This is a genomic window from Oceanobacillus jordanicus (assembly GCF_022095695.1).
GTDB classification, from domain to species: domain Bacteria; phylum Bacillota; class Bacilli; order Bacillales; family Amphibacillaceae; genus Oceanobacillus_B; species Oceanobacillus_B jordanicus.
On the sequence record NZ_JAIFZM010000006.1, the window covers coordinates 122,151 to 138,357 of the forward strand.

General features: G+C 39.2%; 16 protein-coding genes. 12 read left to right on the forward strand and 4 right to left on the reverse strand.

Annotation, left to right across the window (positions count from 1 at the left end):
• Positions 1 to 14: 14 nt before the first annotated feature.
• A complete protein-coding gene (gene pepT / locus K3T81_RS08965) occupies positions 15 to 1,256 on the reverse strand; it encodes a peptidase T (RefSeq protein WP_238019480.1) in 1,242 nt (413 codons plus the stop codon).
• Positions 1,257 to 1,459: 203 nt separating this feature from the next.
• On the opposite strand from pepT, the gene K3T81_RS08970 reads away from it, so the two are divergent.
• Positions 1,460 to 2,302 carry a sulfurtransferase gene (locus K3T81_RS08970; RefSeq protein ID WP_238019482.1) on the forward strand — a complete coding sequence of 281 codons (843 nt, stop codon included), beginning with the start codon at positions 1,460 to 1,462 and terminating at the stop codon, positions 2,300 to 2,302.
• Positions 2,303 to 2,304: 2 nt separating this feature from the next.
• Positions 2,305 to 2,865 (forward strand): DNA-3-methyladenine glycosylase I, encoded by a 561-nt coding sequence (locus tag K3T81_RS08975; RefSeq protein WP_238019484.1) that lies wholly within the window; start codon positions 2,305 to 2,307, stop codon positions 2,863 to 2,865.
• 247 nt (positions 2,866 to 3,112) lie between these two features.
• On the opposite strand, the gene K3T81_RS19590 is transcribed toward K3T81_RS08975, so the two are convergent.
• Positions 3,113 to 4,894, reverse strand: a complete 1,782-nt coding sequence (locus K3T81_RS19590) for a methyl-accepting chemotaxis protein (RefSeq protein WP_238019486.1) — start codon at positions 4,892 to 4,894, stop codon at positions 3,113 to 3,115.
• A gap of 182 nt (positions 4,895 to 5,076) precedes the next feature.
• Between K3T81_RS19590 and K3T81_RS08985 the strand changes: the two genes are divergently transcribed.
• From K3T81_RS08985 to rsgA, 5 genes are all read left to right on the forward strand, one after another.
• A complete protein-coding gene (locus K3T81_RS08985) occupies positions 5,077 to 5,589 on the forward strand; it encodes a GNAT family protein (RefSeq protein WP_106895636.1) in 513 nt (170 codons plus the stop codon).
• A gap of 87 nt (positions 5,590 to 5,676) precedes the next feature.
• Positions 5,677 to 5,790: an RAxF-45 family protein gene (locus K3T81_RS19595; protein ID WP_286163045.1), complete on the forward strand. Its 114-nt coding sequence runs from the start codon at positions 5,677 to 5,679 to the stop codon at positions 5,788 to 5,790.
• A 133-nt stretch (positions 5,791 to 5,923) separates the two neighbouring features.
• The gene (gene abc-f / locus K3T81_RS08990) at positions 5,924 to 7,561 is read left to right on the forward strand and encodes a ribosomal protection-like ABC-F family protein (RefSeq protein ID WP_238019489.1); all 1,638 of its coding nucleotides are present in this window, start codon (positions 5,924 to 5,926) and stop codon (positions 7,559 to 7,561) included.
• A gap of 201 nt (positions 7,562 to 7,762) precedes the next feature.
• Positions 7,763 to 8,587 carry an aldo/keto reductase gene (locus K3T81_RS08995; protein ID WP_238019490.1) on the forward strand — a complete coding sequence of 275 codons (825 nt, stop codon included), beginning with the start codon at positions 7,763 to 7,765 and terminating at the stop codon, positions 8,585 to 8,587.
• A gap of 294 nt (positions 8,588 to 8,881) precedes the next feature.
• Complete coding sequence (rsgA, locus tag K3T81_RS09000; protein WP_238019599.1) at positions 8,882 to 9,919, forward strand: ribosome small subunit-dependent GTPase A; 1,038 nt, start codon at positions 8,882 to 8,884, stop codon at positions 9,917 to 9,919.
• Positions 9,920 to 9,963: 44 nt separating this feature from the next.
• Here rsgA and K3T81_RS09005 read toward each other — a convergent pair whose 3' ends face one another.
• Positions 9,964 to 10,512, reverse strand: coding sequence for an HD domain-containing protein (locus tag K3T81_RS09005; RefSeq protein ID WP_238019492.1), 549 nt, complete (start codon positions 10,510 to 10,512; stop codon positions 9,964 to 9,966).
• 191 nt (positions 10,513 to 10,703) lie between these two features.
• Here K3T81_RS09005 and fni point away from each other — a divergent pair, with 191 nt between their 5' ends.
• Complete coding sequence (gene fni, locus K3T81_RS09010) at positions 10,704 to 11,765, forward strand: type 2 isopentenyl-diphosphate Delta-isomerase (RefSeq protein ID WP_238019494.1); 1,062 nt, start codon at positions 10,704 to 10,706, stop codon at positions 11,763 to 11,765.
• Positions 11,766 to 11,894: 129 nt separating this feature from the next.
• Here the strand turns inward: fni and K3T81_RS09015 are convergent, their stop codons facing one another.
• Positions 11,895 to 13,049 carry a hypothetical protein gene (locus tag K3T81_RS09015; protein ID WP_238019496.1) on the reverse strand — a complete coding sequence of 385 codons (1,155 nt, stop codon included), beginning with the start codon at positions 13,047 to 13,049 and terminating at the stop codon, positions 11,895 to 11,897.
• Positions 13,050 to 13,155: 106 nt separating this feature from the next.
• Between K3T81_RS09015 and K3T81_RS09020 the strand changes: the two genes are divergently transcribed.
• The 4 genes from K3T81_RS09020 to K3T81_RS09035 all read left to right on the forward strand — a co-directional run bounded on the left by K3T81_RS09020 (position 13,156) and on the right by K3T81_RS09035 (position 15,946).
• Complete coding sequence (locus K3T81_RS09020) at positions 13,156 to 13,674, forward strand: hypothetical protein (protein WP_238019498.1); 519 nt, start codon at positions 13,156 to 13,158, stop codon at positions 13,672 to 13,674.
• Positions 13,675 to 13,733: 59 nt separating this feature from the next.
• Positions 13,734 to 14,192, forward strand: coding sequence for a DUF2188 domain-containing protein (locus K3T81_RS09025; protein ID WP_238019500.1), 459 nt, complete (start codon positions 13,734 to 13,736; stop codon positions 14,190 to 14,192).
• A gap of 73 nt (positions 14,193 to 14,265) precedes the next feature.
• The gene (locus K3T81_RS09030; protein WP_420830808.1) at positions 14,266 to 15,126 is read left to right on the forward strand and encodes an MBL fold metallo-hydrolase; all 861 of its coding nucleotides are present in this window, start codon (positions 14,266 to 14,268) and stop codon (positions 15,124 to 15,126) included.
• A 103-nt stretch (positions 15,127 to 15,229) separates the two neighbouring features.
• Complete coding sequence (locus tag K3T81_RS09035) at positions 15,230 to 15,946, forward strand: DsbA family oxidoreductase (RefSeq protein ID WP_106895646.1); 717 nt, start codon at positions 15,230 to 15,232, stop codon at positions 15,944 to 15,946.
• The last annotated feature ends 261 nt before the right edge of the window (positions 15,947 to 16,207 follow it).

Here is a 16,207-nt window from a genome sequence, read left to right on the forward strand (position 1 = left end):
CTCCATGCAAAATATTATTGATCTTCGTGTTTTGCTTCGTATAATTTACAAATTTCCACGATAACAGTTGAAGCCTTTTCCATATTCTCTACAGAAATATATTCAAACTTGCCGTGGAAATTTTCCCCACCAGTGAAGATGTTTGGAGTTGGTAATCCCATGTATGAAAGCTGGGAACCGTCAGTACCACCACGGACAGGCTGTATAATCGGGGTTATTCCCAAGTTAGTCATAGCGTCCTGCGCTATGTTTACAATCTCCATCACGGGTTCAATTTTTTCGCGCATGTTGTAATATTGGTCTTTCAACTCTAGTTTGACACTTGCTTCACCGTATTTCTCTTTAATCTCTTCCGTGAACTTAACAAATGTCTCTTTTTTAGCTTCAAAGCTATCGCGATCAAAGTCACGAATAATGTAACTAACTTCCGTTTTTTCAACGTCACCGGAAACGGAAATTAAATGATAGAAACCTTCATATTTCTCCGTATACTCTGGCGCTTCTTGCTCAGGGAACTTGTTAATAAAAGAAGCCGCCATCTTCCCTGCATTAACCATTTTATCTTTCGCGGTACCTGGGTGCACGCTATTTCCGTAAAACGTGAGGTGTGCACCGGCCGCATTAAAGCTCTCGTACTGTAATTCCCCAAGCGGACCACCATCAATAGTATACGCATAATCTGCATCGAATCGCTCTACATCAAACTTATGAGGTCCTCTGCCGATTTCTTCGTCAGGTGTAAAGGCCACTCGAATCTTTCCGTGTTTTATTTCTGGGTTCTCAATTAAATGGTGCATAGCCGTCATAATCTCAGCAATCCCTGCTTTATTATCAGCTCCAAGTAATGTCGTTCCATCTGTTGTAATTAATGTATGTCCCTTATAGGCAGGAAGCTCTGGAAATTCCTCTGGCGTAAGTACAACATTCAACGCCTCATTTAATATCAAACTTTTTCCGTCGAAATTTTCGACAAGCTGAGGGTTAACATTTTTTCCTGTGAAATCTGTTGCAGTATCCAGATGTGCTAGGAATCCAATTGTTGGAATATCTTTATCCGTGTTAGCGGGCAACGTTGCCATTACATAGGCATTATCATCAACCGTTACATCCATCATGCCAATTTCTCTTAATTCTTTTACTAGGAGGTTGGCTAATTCGAATTGTCCTTGAGTAGAAGGGGTTGCTTCATTTTGTTCATTAGACTGTGTATCCATTTTGGCATAGGTAATAAAGCGATCTATCAATGCTTTCTTCAATGTATTCATCCCCTGTTTTAAAATTTAGATATATTGCTAGTATACCGTATCATGGGTTATCTGAACATTGAAAGAACTGCGGGAAAAACTTTCTTATTTTAGGAAACTGTTTATCTAGAGTTGGTTTCAATACATAGTTGCGTTAAAATTATTCTTAATCAGTTAAATGATTATATAAATAATGACCCAATGGAGGGGTAAGGATGACCTATATTATTAGTGTATCTAGATTGAAGAATCGGTTGGAAAATAATAGAGACAATACAGTTATTGTGGACGTGCGCTTTCAATTGACAGATTCAGAAGCTGGTAGAAAGCAATATATAAAGGATCATCTTCCTGGGGCTGTCTATCTTGACCTGGAAAAAGATCTTTCCAGCAAGGCAGAGAAGCATGGTGGAAAGCATCCGCTTCCTGATATGACTACTTTTGCGAGGAAAGTAGGGAATATTGGAATTGATCATGATACAACGGTTGTAATCTATGATCAGGCAAATGAAATGTTCGCAGCTAGGTTATGGTGGCTCTTGCACTGCCTAGGACACGAGAAGGCTTATGTGCTGGATGGTGGCTATGAAGAATGGCTTAGACAAGAAAATCCAGTAACAGACCAGATGCCTGTATTAGAACCTAAAAGATTTAGACCAATCTTACGAGATGAGCAGACTGCTAACATAGATGAAGTGAAAGAAAAACTAGAAAATGATACTGCGATTGTGATAGATTCCAGAGAAAGGGAGAGATACCTGGGGAATATTGAGCCCCTTTATCATAAAGCTGGACACATACCTGGCGCCAAAAATTTTTTTTGGAAGGACGTACTAAATAAAAAGGGAAGTTGGAAAAAGGAAGAGGTATTAAGAGAACATTTTTCAGCCATTTCCAAAGATAAGGAAGTTATTGTTTCTTGTGGTTCAGGCATTTCGGCTTGCCCAAATATACTTGCATTAAAAATGGCAGGCTACGACAATGTAAAACTCTATCCAGGCAGCTTTAGTGACTGGATTTCTTATGAAGAAAATAAAATTGAGACGAAGGAAGAGTAAAGATGGATAGAGAACGTTGCGGATGGGTCACAGAAGACCCGCTTTATGTTGCATATCATGATGAAGAATGGGGAGTCCCAGTAGAAGATGATAGAAAACTGTTTGAAATGCTCTGCCTGGAAGGTGCGCAGGCTGGTTTAAGCTGGATTACCATCTTAAGAAGAAGAGAGAATTACAGAAAAGCATTTGATAATTTTCAACCAGAAGTAGTAAGCAAATATGACGAGAAGAAGATTGAACAATTGCTTGCTGATGAGGGGATAATTCGTAACAAGTTGAAAGTTCATTCTGTTATAACGAATGCGCAAGCCTTTTTACGGGTCAAAGAGGAATTTGGCAGCTTCCAGTCTTATATTTGGCAGTTTGTCGGTGGAAAGCCAATTGTGAATCACTGGAAGTCTATAGAAGAGGTTCCTGCTGTAACGGAGGAATCAGAGCGGTTGAGCAAGGATTTAAAACGTCGCGGATTCAAGTTTGTTGGTCCAACAATTTGCTATGCTTTTATGCAGGCGACGGGGATGGTCTGGGATCATACAGAACCATGCTTTTTGGTTCGGAATTAAGTAGGACGAAATTTGAAAACACTACGTGTGCTGCAAACAAGCATACGTAGTGTTTTCTTTTATAGATCTATGTTGGCTCCCAAACTCCATTGTCTTTATCCCGGTGCAACCGTCCGTAAGACTCCCACTTCAAAACATGAGGTGAAGCCTTGAGTTTTTAGAGGGGGAAACGGACGCTAACACCCCGATTCGTTCAACTAACAATCAGTGGGGGAAGAACGAAAAACCCACTGATTGAAGTTTCACTTTATAGCTTAAAGATTTTTAATTCCTTATTTAGTAGTTCGGCTAATTTGGCCAATTCATCTGCACTGTACGATACTTCCTCCATGGAACTGGAAGTTTGTTGTGCGGAAGCTGCAGCTTGTTCTACACCAGCAGCTGATTCCTCAGAGACGGAAGCAATTTCTTCAATAAGATTGTTCATCTCTTTACTGTTTTGGGAAATTTCCCGTAGGTTAGAAGAGATAAATGTAATTTTTTTAGTCATTTCGGAAACGGATTGATTAATCGAGTTGAAATTTCTACCTGTTTCTTCAATTTGTTTGGTACCTTCTTGAACTTCCTTATATCCTGAGTTGAGGGAGCCTACGACTTCTGTTGTCTCAGATTGGATGCTTTGTACAATGGTTGTTATTTCTCCAACAGAGGAAGCTACTTGTTCAGAAAGCTTTCTCACTTCATCTGCAACTACCGCAAAACCTCTTCCATGCTCCCCAGCTCTTGCAGCTTCAATTGCTGCATTTAATGAAAGAAGGTTTGTCTGATCAGCTATGTCTTTAATTACGAGTACAAGCTTAGAAATCTCATTGGATTGTTTATCAAGACCTTGCACTTTATCAACTGAAGTAGACACGATGGTATCAATCTGCTTCATTTGTGCGACTGACTTATTCATTAGGGCCGTTCCTTCATTTGTTAATTCCAGTACAGTACTGGAATTTTGTGCAGCCTCTTGTCCATTTTGCTCTGAGAGTTCTACTTTTTGTACAAAATCATTCATGCTTTCAGACAGGTCAGAAGCACTATTTGCCTGGGTTTCTGCACCAGTGGATAACTCTTCCATTGTTGTCGCAATCTGTGTATTTCCTTCGCTAACTTCCTTAGAGGATATTGTCAGCACTTCACTTCTTGATGAAACGGAATTGGAAGCATCCGCTACTTTTAGTAATATACTGTGAATTTTCCCCTTCATTTTGTTAACCGCTGTTGCTAACTGGCCAATTTCGTCAGTACCATTGTAATCCATATCAGGGGTCTGGAGATTTCCATTTGCTACTTCGGAGGTTACGCCAACAATCTTTTTTAGGTTTTTGGTAATGATCCTGCTGATAATTATCATTAATGGAATGCCAATTATGGCTGCAAGAATAGTGGCAATGGCTAGGGTAATGGTACTCCCTTTAATACTCGATTCCGCATTTTGTACGGATTTATTTTGATCTTCATTAATAAGTGTAACTAATTCGTTTACATGATCAATGGTTTCTGTTCTTAATCTGGAGGTAAAATCACGCAGTGAATTTGCTATTAGCGATTGATCATTTTCTACGGCTGGAACAATCTGTTCGGTAAATGCATCATCATTGGACTCATTCTTTTTGATAATTTCATCGAAATTACTGCGTTGTTCGTCGGTCACCATGGTTGGCTTGAGTTTATCGGCTAATGCTAAAAACTCTTCCTGATATTGAATAAATTGATCTTTATATTTATCGCTTTCAGTTAGCAAATAATCGGCTATTTGGACATCCTTAGCTTGGATAAGGTAAGCCATATCCGCCATATCATTTACTCGTGAACTGCTTTCTTTAATTTCGGTAATATCTTCCTGCCCTTTAGTCAATAGAAAAAATACCACGCAAGCTGACGCTACAAATAAAAGCAATGTTAAAAAGAAAACAGTTATATATTTACGACCGATACTAACATTACGCCAAGCAAACCTTCTAAGAAGCTTGGAACGATTAATTTTCCTTTCTTTATTCTCTTTTATTTTCTTCGGTTTCGTTGCTTTTCTAAACTTCACGATTTTGCCCCCAATTTTTAGAAAAAAACATTTATTTTTAATATCGGCTAATTATTCTAAGTCTTTAGTACTATTATAAATTTTTCGAAAAATAATTTTCAGATAGTTGCATTTGGCGATGTTTATCCTGTAAAATAGCAAATTGTGTGTTTAAGACATAACTAATAAGTAAGGTGATATAGATGATCTACTCAGCTTTTTTAGAAAAGGAGAAAGGCAAAGAAGAACTAAAGGAAGAATTGGATTCCTTGGAAATACAGTTACACCGGATGCAGAGTAATATGAAGGAGATTGCCAAAAAGTCAGAGATTATTAGCATAGACCAGGCAAATGAAGAACAGTGGGTTATTATTTATGCGGACAAAGGAAGAAAGCATTGCCAGGTCATGTTGCACGAGTGTACAAAACCTTATCGTGGAGATTGGGATTCTGCCATTCAGGCAGAATATCGTAATGATTCGACCCTTCATATTGCTGATATTAAGGGAGTTAAAAATAAAGGTTTTGGTTCGGTCCTTATGAAGCATTTAAAAGAAATAGCGAGAGAAGAAAACATGCAATACATTACAGGTGATATTGTGGAGAGAGATTTTGATCATGTTAATAGACTAAAGCACTTTTATAGCAAACATCACTTCGATGTAAAAATAAATCATCAAAATTTTTCCGGAGAAATTATTTGGAATGAGAGGTAGTAACCAAACAATTGCCATAGCATAACTTGACGCTATAGGGTTTTATCGAGTAAGATTTAGTCAGAATGAAAAAAGGAGGTGGGTTAGATGAATCGTACTGGAAGCATTTCTAAATTCAGAGAGTATCTTTGGATTTGTTATGCGCTTTTTTCCATCATTTTTATCCAAGGGACACGTATGCCCTTTTCGGAAGTAAAATAATGGAAAAAACCAGTAAGAGACATCTACCTGCTACGGATAAAAAGGACGACAGGGAGCGGTTGCTCTTTGTCGTCCTTTTTTAATTGGCACACTGTCCATTTGAAGGATGTCTCTTCTATAGGAGGCAAAACAAATGATTTTATGCAGTTTACGAAATGTTACCCAAATAATTGGTGCAAATACCATCTTTCAAGATATTAATATGGAAATAAAGGAAGATGAGCGAATTGGACTTATCGGAAGAAATGGCGAGGGAAAAACGAGTTTATTAAACCTAATTTCTAAGGAATCTGACCCAGCAAGCGGTGTTATTTCTTGGAAAAAGGAGTTGCGGACAGGGATTTTAAAGCAAATCGCAGTCACAGAAGAAGAGAAGCAAGTTCAGGCGTTGTTGTATGACGTGTTTGAAGACTTAAACAAGATAAGAGAGAAAATGACGGAATTAGAGCGACGCATGGCAGAGGAAAAGGATCCTGCCAAACTGGAACGTCATATGGAAAACTATGGCACGTTATTAGATAAATTCCAGCAAGATGGCGGATACGAAATGGACGCACAGGTTCGGCAAGTTCTAAATGGATTGCAAATGACTGAATTGGAAAATAAGAAGTGGTATCAGCTAAGTGGTGGAGAGAAGACCAAAGTTGGCTTGGCGCAATTATTATTAAAAGCCCCTGATCTTCTTTTACTTGATGAACCAACAAATCATCTAGATTTCCTTGCAATAGAATGGCTAACTTCTTTTATTAAGCATTATGAAGGTACTGTGATAATTGTCTCTCATGATCGTTATTTTCTTGATGAAACCGTCACTTCAATTTTGGAAATGGATCAAGGAGAGCTGATTAAATATCATACGAATTATACGGATTACGTAAAAGAAAGAGAAGCAAGACTGCTGCGTGAATTTCAACAATACGAAGACCAGCAAAAAAAGATTAGAAAAATGAAGGAAACGATTAAACGGCTTAAAGAGTGGGCGAATCAGGCAAACCCGCCTAATGATGGGCTACACAGACGTGCCAAAAGTATGCAAAAAGCTCTGGACAGACTGACGGTGGTAAAACGCCCCGTATTGGACCAGAAGAAGATTAATCTTGATTTCGAAATGGAGAGCCGCAGTGGGAAAGAAGTACTAAAGCTTGATGGCGTATCAAAGCGTTTCGGAAACCAATGTTTATATGAAGAGCTTTCCATGTTAGTCCGTTTCCAGGAGAGGATCGCCCTAATTGGAGAGAATGGAACGGGGAAGAGTACATTGTTACACCTCATGCTTGGAACGGAGAATGCTGATCAAGGGATGGTCAAACGGGGAAGTAACCTTTCTATTGGCTACCTTTCCCAGCACATGCTTGAGATGGATGCAAATCTAACTGTTTTAGATGAGTTTCGAGAGCATGTTGCAGTTACGGAAGGAGAAGCAAGAGGAGTCTTGGCGAGTTTCCTTTTTTATGGTCCGAATGTTTTTAAAAAGGTTAGGCAGCTTAGCGGTGGTGAAAAAATGAGGCTTCGTTTGGCAGAGCTTGTTTATCAAAAACATAATCTGCTTCTATTGGATGAACCCACCAACCATTTAGATATTGAATCAAAAGAAGTATTAGAAGAAGCATTAGAACAATTTGAGGGCACGATTATAACCGTCTCTCATGACCGCTATTTTCTGGATCGCTTATTTCCGGTAACTTATCTGCTTGCAGACCAAAAACTTACGCGATTTGAGGGCAACTATACGTTTGCCAGAGGGAAATGGCTAGAAAAAAACGAATTATAATGTAAATAAGAGGGCTTGTCAGTATAGTTACTGCCGGGTCTTCTTCTTTTTTTATTCTATTTGATTTTATATCTCTCAAGCGCTCTTTTAAGAAAAATAAAGAATTAACGGATGATTAGGGTTTGGCTTCAAGCATAAGAATACGTGTTTTCTAAACAGTATGATAAAATAGGGACATTTCAATGGAAGGGATGTTGAACAATGCAGTATGTAACTTTGAATAATGGATTAAAAATGCCTCAGCTTGGATTTGGCGTTTGGCAGGTACCTGATGAGGAAGCAACCCCTGCTGTAGAAAAAGCAATTGAAGTTGGCTACCGCTCTATTGATACCGCGAAGGTGTATGCAAATGAAAATGGTGTCGGAAGTGCAATTGCAAACCAAAACGTACCACGCGAAGAACTATTTATTACCACAAAGGTCTGGAACAGTGACCAAGGCTATGAAAATACGTTAAAGGCATTTGATGCGAGTTTAGAAAGATTGGGACTTGATTATGTTGACCTGTACTTAATTCATTGGCCAACACCGAAATTTGACGAGTATGTGGAAACATATAAAGCACTAGAAAAATTGTATAAAGATGGTCGAGTAAAAGCTATTGGGGTGTGTAATTTCAATATTGATCATTTGGAACGTCTGTTGGATGAGTGTGAGGTGGTACCTGTCATTAACCAGGTTGAATGCCATCCTTACCTACAACAAGCTGAGTTGAAAGACTTCTGTGACAAACATAATATTTATTTAGAAGCATGGAGTCCTTTAATGCAAGGTGGAGAGGTATTAAATAATAGTGTTGTAACAAATATTGCTGAAAAATACAACAAAACACCAGCACAAGTTATTTTACGCTGGCACCTGCAATATAACAATGTTGTAATTCCTAAATCTGTTACACCATCTCGAATTGAAGAAAACTTTAACGTATTTGATTTTGAGTTGAGTGAAGAAGATATGAAAGAAATTAGAGGGCTGGACCGCAACGAAAGAAAAGGTGCAGAACCAAGTGAAATGAACAAACGTTAATACAAACATAAGTAGAACCAGATGAAGCGCATCTGGTTCTTTTTTTTATTATTTGCAGGATTTTTTGCTTTAAAGGCGAAATAATAAGATGTGAGATATTTTTTCACATTAACGTTAAAAATCGATAAGATGTAACGAGGCGTTTTATCCATTTTGGAAGGAGTGATGGTTTATGAGTGCAAATAAAATGAAGAAAGAGTTCAAAGCCAATAACTACAAAATGGAGGAACGTTCAAGTTAAATAGACTGTTCCTCTGTAAAACAGGAGGAAAAGGTTTGACGAATTTAGAGAAAATGGGATGGACCCAACCTATAGAAAAAGAAGAACACGACAAACTTGCTAGAGTGATAACAGTTCAAAAGAACAGCTACCGCCTTACCGACGGCGATATGGAATTCTTGGCCCAGGTGAGCGGGAAATATTTGCATACTGCCAGTGGGACACTTGATTTTCCTGCCGTTGGTGACTGGGTGGTAGTAGAGAAGTTATATGATGAAGAAAAGGCAGTGATAAAAGAGCTTCTCCCTAGAACGAGTCAGTTTATACGGCAAGCAGCTGGCGAGCGAACGGAGGCTCAATTAGTAGCAGCTAACGTGGATACTGTATTTATAGTTAACGCGCTCGATCATGATTTTAATAGCAGACGGATTGAACGCTATATACTATCCACCTATGAGAGCGGTGCTACCCCTGTAATTATTTTCACCAAAAAGGACTCTTGTACGGTGGAGAGACTGGAAGAAGTTATTTCGTCTACAGAAGAAATCGCGATAGGTGTTCCCGTCATTTCTGTTAGCGGAAAAACAGGAGAAGGGCTGGATCAATTCCTGTCTTATCTACCATCAGGCAAAACCGGGGCATTGCTAGGTTCGTCAGGGGTAGGAAAATCGACATTAATTAATACACTTCTAGGTAAAGAAATACAGGAAACAAGAGGAATTAGGGAAGACGATAGCAAGGGACGGCACACCACCACCCATAGGGAGATGTTTCGTTTGCCAAATGGAGCACTCTTAATTGATACTCCTGGTATGAGAGAATTGCAACTATGGGAAGGTGAAGGAGCAATGGGCGTCACGTTTCAGGATGTGGAGGCACTGGAGGAAGCGTGTCGGTTCAAAGATTGCCAACATGACACAGAACCTGGTTGTCGGGTGAAAGAAGCGATAGATAATGGAGAATTATCTATGGACCGGTTTCAAAGCTATCTTAAACTGCAGCGAGAGCTGGCATATGAAAAAAGAAAGCAAAACCAAAAGGCTTTAATGGAAGAAAAGAATAAATGGAAGCAGATTAGTAAAGATCAAAAAAAGAAATACCGAGCAAGATAAACAAACCCTCTTACAGTGCTGGTACTGTAAGAGGGTTTGTTCATTTATGAAAAATGAAAGACACGTTTGACCAAATCCTCATATTCCTTAAAATAAGTTGGAATATCTTTTGGCTCCAAGCCAACATACATTGCTTCACAAATGGACTCGTTGTACCATTTTTGTCTGTCTACGCCAGCGTTGAAATTTCTCCACGCAACTTCTGATCCTAATTGTTTAATATCTTGTTCTTGTCCTAGTAAGTTATCTAATTTATCAGCCACAATCAAATATTTCACTTCCTTTGATCCGTCTCTAATAGTATCAATTGTATGCTGTTTTCTTTCCTCCCAAGATTTTGATTTATCTTCCGTATGGGCTGCAACAAGTTCGGCTACTATGCTCCCAAAGTGATTCTCCATGTCCTGTATCTCGTATGGTGTATCTTCCACAACATCATGCAAATATGCTGCACAAATAAGCTCCTCGCTAAATCCTTCTTTCTCTAATCGTTCTGCTACTCTAATCGGGTGTGTTACATATGGTGCATTAGAGTTTTTTCTTGTTTGTCCCTTGTGTGCCATTTCGGCAAATTTTTTTGCTCTTTCCCTCAATATTGTCGCCTCCTTACTACATAGGTTAATATGCCGTCTATTTCGCTTATCGTTATTGTATAGGTTTGTTCCCGAACTGTGCAATAATAAATCAGTCAGTGGGTCTTCTCTTTCATTTAAGAATAGAAACAAGTAAACTGGTTCTATAATAGAAATTATTGATGTAGTTCTAGTTAAGGAGGCCATACATAGTGGAAGAAGGTATAAATAGAAGAAAAACAGAACACATCCGTCTTTGTTTGGATGATAATGTGGAAGGGGTTAATAAATCAACAGGGCTAGAAGGAATATCCTTTATACATAATGCCCTTCCTGAAATAAACTTTGCAGATATAGACTTGCAGACTTCCTTTTTAAATAAAGCCCTTAAGGCTCCATTTTTGGTTAGTTCCATGACTGGTGGAAGTGAGCTGGCTGCAAAAATTAACCAGAATCTTGCTATTGCTGCGGAAGAGAAGGGCTGGGCGGTAGCGTTAGGCTCGACGAGAGCGCTACTTGAGAGTGATGCACATAAAGAGTCATTCTTAATTAGGAAGCAGGCACCTACTGTACCACTTATCGCAAATCTTGGTGCGGTTCAATTGAATTATGGCTATGGAGCAGATGAAGCAGAACGAATTGTAGAACTGACCGAAGCCGATTCCTTAGTGCTACATTTAAACAGTTTACAGGAAGCAGTTCAAGATGGCGGTGATTTGAATTTCGAAAATCTCCTACCTAAGATTGAAGCTGTTTGCAAGCAGCTCCCTGTACCGGTTGGTGCCAAGGAGGTTGGCTTCGGCATTGATGGAACAGTGGCAGATAAACTTTATAATGCTGGAATATCCTTTATTGATGTAGCAGGAGCTGGTGGGACATCCTGGAGCCAAGTGGAAAAATTACGCTCAGAAGATCCATTAAAGAAAGCAGCTGCAGAAGCATTTAATAATTGGGGATTACCTACAAAGGATTGTATTGTATCTGTTAAAAGTAGTAATGCAGCAGTTCCTGTCGTGGCAAGTGGCGGAATGAAGACGGGAGTCGATGCAGCGAAAGCTATTACACTGGGCGCAGATGTGATTGGCTTTGCTAGACAGCTATTACAAGCAGCTACCGAGTCTGCAGAATCTGTTATCCGAACGATGGATCAAATTGAACTAGAGTTAAAAATGACGATGTTTGGTATCGGAACAAAATCTTTAAATGAATTAAAAAACACCGATCGCGTCATGGTGATGGGGAAATCATTACAAAATAAAACAGCTGGGGAATAATCCTCAGCTGTTTTTCTATTTGTATCGCTTTTCGATGAGAGCCACAGGAGCAATATTGTTTGGCTGTGTGGTTATGACAAGCAAAAAGCCCATCATCATTATTGATGACGGGCGATAGGTAGATCTGATCTATGCTTTTCTTAACCTAGCAACAAAAAGATATGGAATCCATACGATAACAATGATAATTATAGAGGCGCCGAGAATTCCCGTGGTTATTTCCTCCGCAATAGTACCGTATTTTTCTGCGAACATTGAATGTATAAGGCAAATAATAAAACTCTCTACCCAGAACCTTGGCATAAGGGACTTTCTAAGATGTCCTCTTTGAAAGTGGAAGTATAAGTAGGCGGAGATGATTAACAATATAAGACCTGGAAGCACACCATCATCCGAAATAATGTGAGACTCTCCCAGATAGATAGAGATATAACTGCCGATAATTAGTAAGGGGTACACACGGGTCGCTGCTCGAAGCCAAGCCCTGAAGTGGACCTTTTTGGTTTCTTGCTCTTTACGCATCATTTCCTGATATTCTTCGTCAGAGTTATCTTCCTCTGGTAAGGTGGTGTCTTCCATTTGAGAGAACCATTCTTTGTTTAAAGAAGCAGCTTGCTTCAGCCAGTCGCCTTCAAAAGTAAAAGGTAATTGCTTCTCCCCCTTTACAATCGATTGAAATCTTTCCTCATCTTCCATGTCGTACAGATTTAAGCTGGAAAAAAGGAGAGGAATCTGATTTTCCTTCAATCCTTGTAGCCATGTATTAATAGCAGTATCCATATAAAACGGCACAGTCAAAATTTGTTGCTGGCCGTTTTTCTCATAGACAATGTATAGAACAGGGGCAAGTGCCATACGTGGTACTTGCTCCGCGATGCGAGACTTTGTATAAGCATGGTTATCCTTTATTAAATAAATGGACGCCACTACATATTGGATATGGTTAAAGCTAATGGTGCCTTCGCTGTCTGTTTTATTGTCTTCGTTCCAGGTATGGTATGTAATTTGGTTTCTCCCCAAACGGTAAGAGGAAAGATGTCGGTTTCGCCAAACCATTCTCTTTAAGACTCGCGTGAGTGCAATACATATCCAAATACCTAATGGAATAAGAAGTATAAATAATAATAGCCATGTTTTCATATAAACGGCGAATAATACAGGCCCGCCGATTATAAATGTTAACCCTAGCAAGAGGCCGAGCGTGCTGAATAGGAATGCCGTCACCCACCAAAAAGGTTCCATCTGTCTTTGTTTATGTTCATGTATGTATGATTCGTTATACATGTAGGCACCCCACTCCATCTAATGGTTAAATATATAGCTAGATATCTAATGAATTTCTGCTACAATTAATAATTATAGCAAAAAAGAGATAATAGTGGGGGAACCAATGGCATTATATCCAGAAATGTTTTTATCAAAATGGCATTTAATTATAGTTTTTTTGACTGGCATCGTACTGTTTGGTTTAATTATCGGAGGATACTCGAAAAAAACCATCATCTCTTCTACTATAAAGTGGCTAGTAGCCATTTACATCATTGTTACTGTTCCAATTGCTCTTTTCACGATGGATGCAAAGCATATGGAAGAAGAAATGGTTGCGGGGCTGGATGAGGTTTATCAAACAAATAAAGGGAAAGTCGAAAATGATCATTTAGTTGCATATGTCGGTTCATTTGAGGATGAAGACGGCGATTTTGAAGTCAAAATTTATGGTGGGAACTACGATAATTCAGAGAAGTTTTCCGGAAACGTAACAATTCTTATTTATGGCGAAGATGGTTCGCTTCTGAAAGAAGAGACGTATGAAGGGATTTCTTTAGAGCCTGGGGATAGAATTGAACTTGATAATTACTTTACAACAAATGAAGCACCAGTTAGATTTCAGTATGCTTTTGAAGGATAGGTTTTGGATACGTTAGGGAAAGGGTATGATACTTAAAAAGCGACTAGGAGGAAAAGTAGATGCCCTGGACCATGAATGATTACCCGTCATCAATGAAAAACCTGCCAGATATAACAAAGAAGAAGGCAATAGATATTGCCAATTCCATGCTTGACGAAGGATACGAGGAAGGAAGAGCTATTCCGATAGCCATCGAACAGGCAAAAGAGTGGCGAGATAACGCAAGTAAAAAAGAAGTTGAAGAATATGAAGATAGCGGTAAGCCAACGAAACGATCTGAAGAGGGAAAGCGATATGATAACCCGGAACGTTTAGAAGAGGGTGAACATGTTTTGTCCCACGAAGATGGATGGGCAGTTTCATCAAGTAACGCGAAGAAACCAAGCGATGTATTTGGTAAAAAAGAGGATGCCATTAAGCGTGGGCGTGAAATCGCTAAAAATAAAGGAACATCTTTAACCATTCATAAAGAGAATGGAGACGTACAAGAAAAACAAAACTATACAAATGAGTCGTAATCACTTCCCTTAGGAAGTGATTATTTTTTTACTCCTTAACAAATACTAAGGGAAATGGCGAAGGAGGAATAACGTGGATCAGAATGAAAGACCAAAAGAACACCATAAATTTATCCCTATGACTTCCATTACAAGCGGTGGGGGAATTGAGGTAAAAGAAGATGTATATTATTATACAGATCAAATAGTTAATATTGGATTTATTGGGCATCCGAGTAGTGATACGTGGGTATTAGTCGATGCTGGCTTACCTAATGCAGCACCAGAAATTAAATCAGTGGTGGTAGACAGATTTGGACGGAATAGTAAGCCTGCAGCAATAATCCTGACGCACGCTCATTTTGATCATGTAGGCGGCTTGTATGACCTTATACAGGAATGGGATGTCCCTGTTTATGCCCATGAGCTAGAACTACCATATCTTCAAGGTGAAAAAGATTACCCTGAACCGGATACAAACGTGGAAGGTGGAATGCTCGCAAAAATGTCCTTTCTGTACCCACATGAGGGGATTGATTTAGGTTCATCTGTACAGCCATTACCCTCAGATCAGCGGGTGCCTTTTCTAGATGACTGGAAATGGCTTCATACACCGGGCCATTCCCCTGGCCATGTATCCTTTTACCGGGAAAGTGATGGGCTATTATTTTCTGGGGATGCCGTGATTACAGTAAGGCAAGATTCTCTTCATAAGGTTCTCCTGCAACAGTCAGAGGTAAATGGTCCACCCAGGTATTTGACGACAGATTGGCAGGCAGCATGGGAGTCGGCGCGTATCTTGGCAGACCTAAAGCCAAGCGTTATGATTTCCGGACATGGTTCGGCTATGGAAGGTGATAAACTTACAAAAGGGATGGAAAGACTTGTTCGTGAATTTGAAAAAGTAGCTGTGCCTGATTTTGGTAGATATGTAGACAAAGGAAAGCTCCATTAGATAGCCTTACTTCAAGACATTCTGACCTTCTGTAAAATAAGCACAATACTTCATTTGAAATAGGAAGCTATGCTACAATATTTACAGAAATGAGGTGGAATAAATGCAAATAGAAATTTGGTCAGACTTTGTATGTCCATTTTGTTATATAGGAAAACGTAGATTGGAAAAAGCACTAGAAGCATTTCCTCATAAAGAAGAAGTAAGTGTAATATACAAGAGCTATGAGCTTGATCCCAATGCAGAAGTAAACCCTGATAAAACGATTCATGAGCTACTTGCCGGAAAGTATAATATGCCGGTAGAAAGAGCAAAGCAAATGAATGAGGATATGGGGAAACAAGCAAAGGAATTAGGACTACAATATAACTTTGATGAAATGAAGCATACAAATACGTTTGATGCACATCGTGTTGCTAAATATGCAGCAGAACAAGGCAAGGGTAAAGAAATGACGGAACGACTACTATATGCCTATTTCACAGAATCTAAGTTAATCAGCGATCACACGACGTTAATTGACCTAGCATCAGAAATTGGGCTTGATGAAGATGAGGTAACGACTTTACTAAAAGTAGATGATTATGCCATTCATGTCCGGGCAGATGAAGAGCAGGCTCGTCAAATAGGCGTGGAAGGTGTTCCTTTCTTCGTATTTAATGAGAAGTATGCTGTTTCTGGTGCTCAGCCACCTGAGGTCTTCACAGAAGTCCTTGAAACAGTTTGGCAAGAAGAAAAAGAGAAGCCGGTACTAACATCTTTAAATCCTAAACAGTCCAAGACGACGTACTGTACGGATGAGGGTTGTGAAACGGAATAACAAATAGGAAAGTCTAAGTCTGTGGAGGGTCTCCACAGACTTTTTTGGTAGGTAGGATGCATGAGATTTTTATCCAGGAAGCAAAGACATTGTAGCTAAAATATAGAAAAAACACGTATAAGAAAAACGTAACATGCGTTAGAAGACGAGCGAATGCAAGCTTTTCTACTATAATATCCAAGAAGAATTAACTAGGGAAAAAGACAGAAATATGGAAAACCTTTCACAATATATTGACGAGGCCTCATAATCTGTTATAAT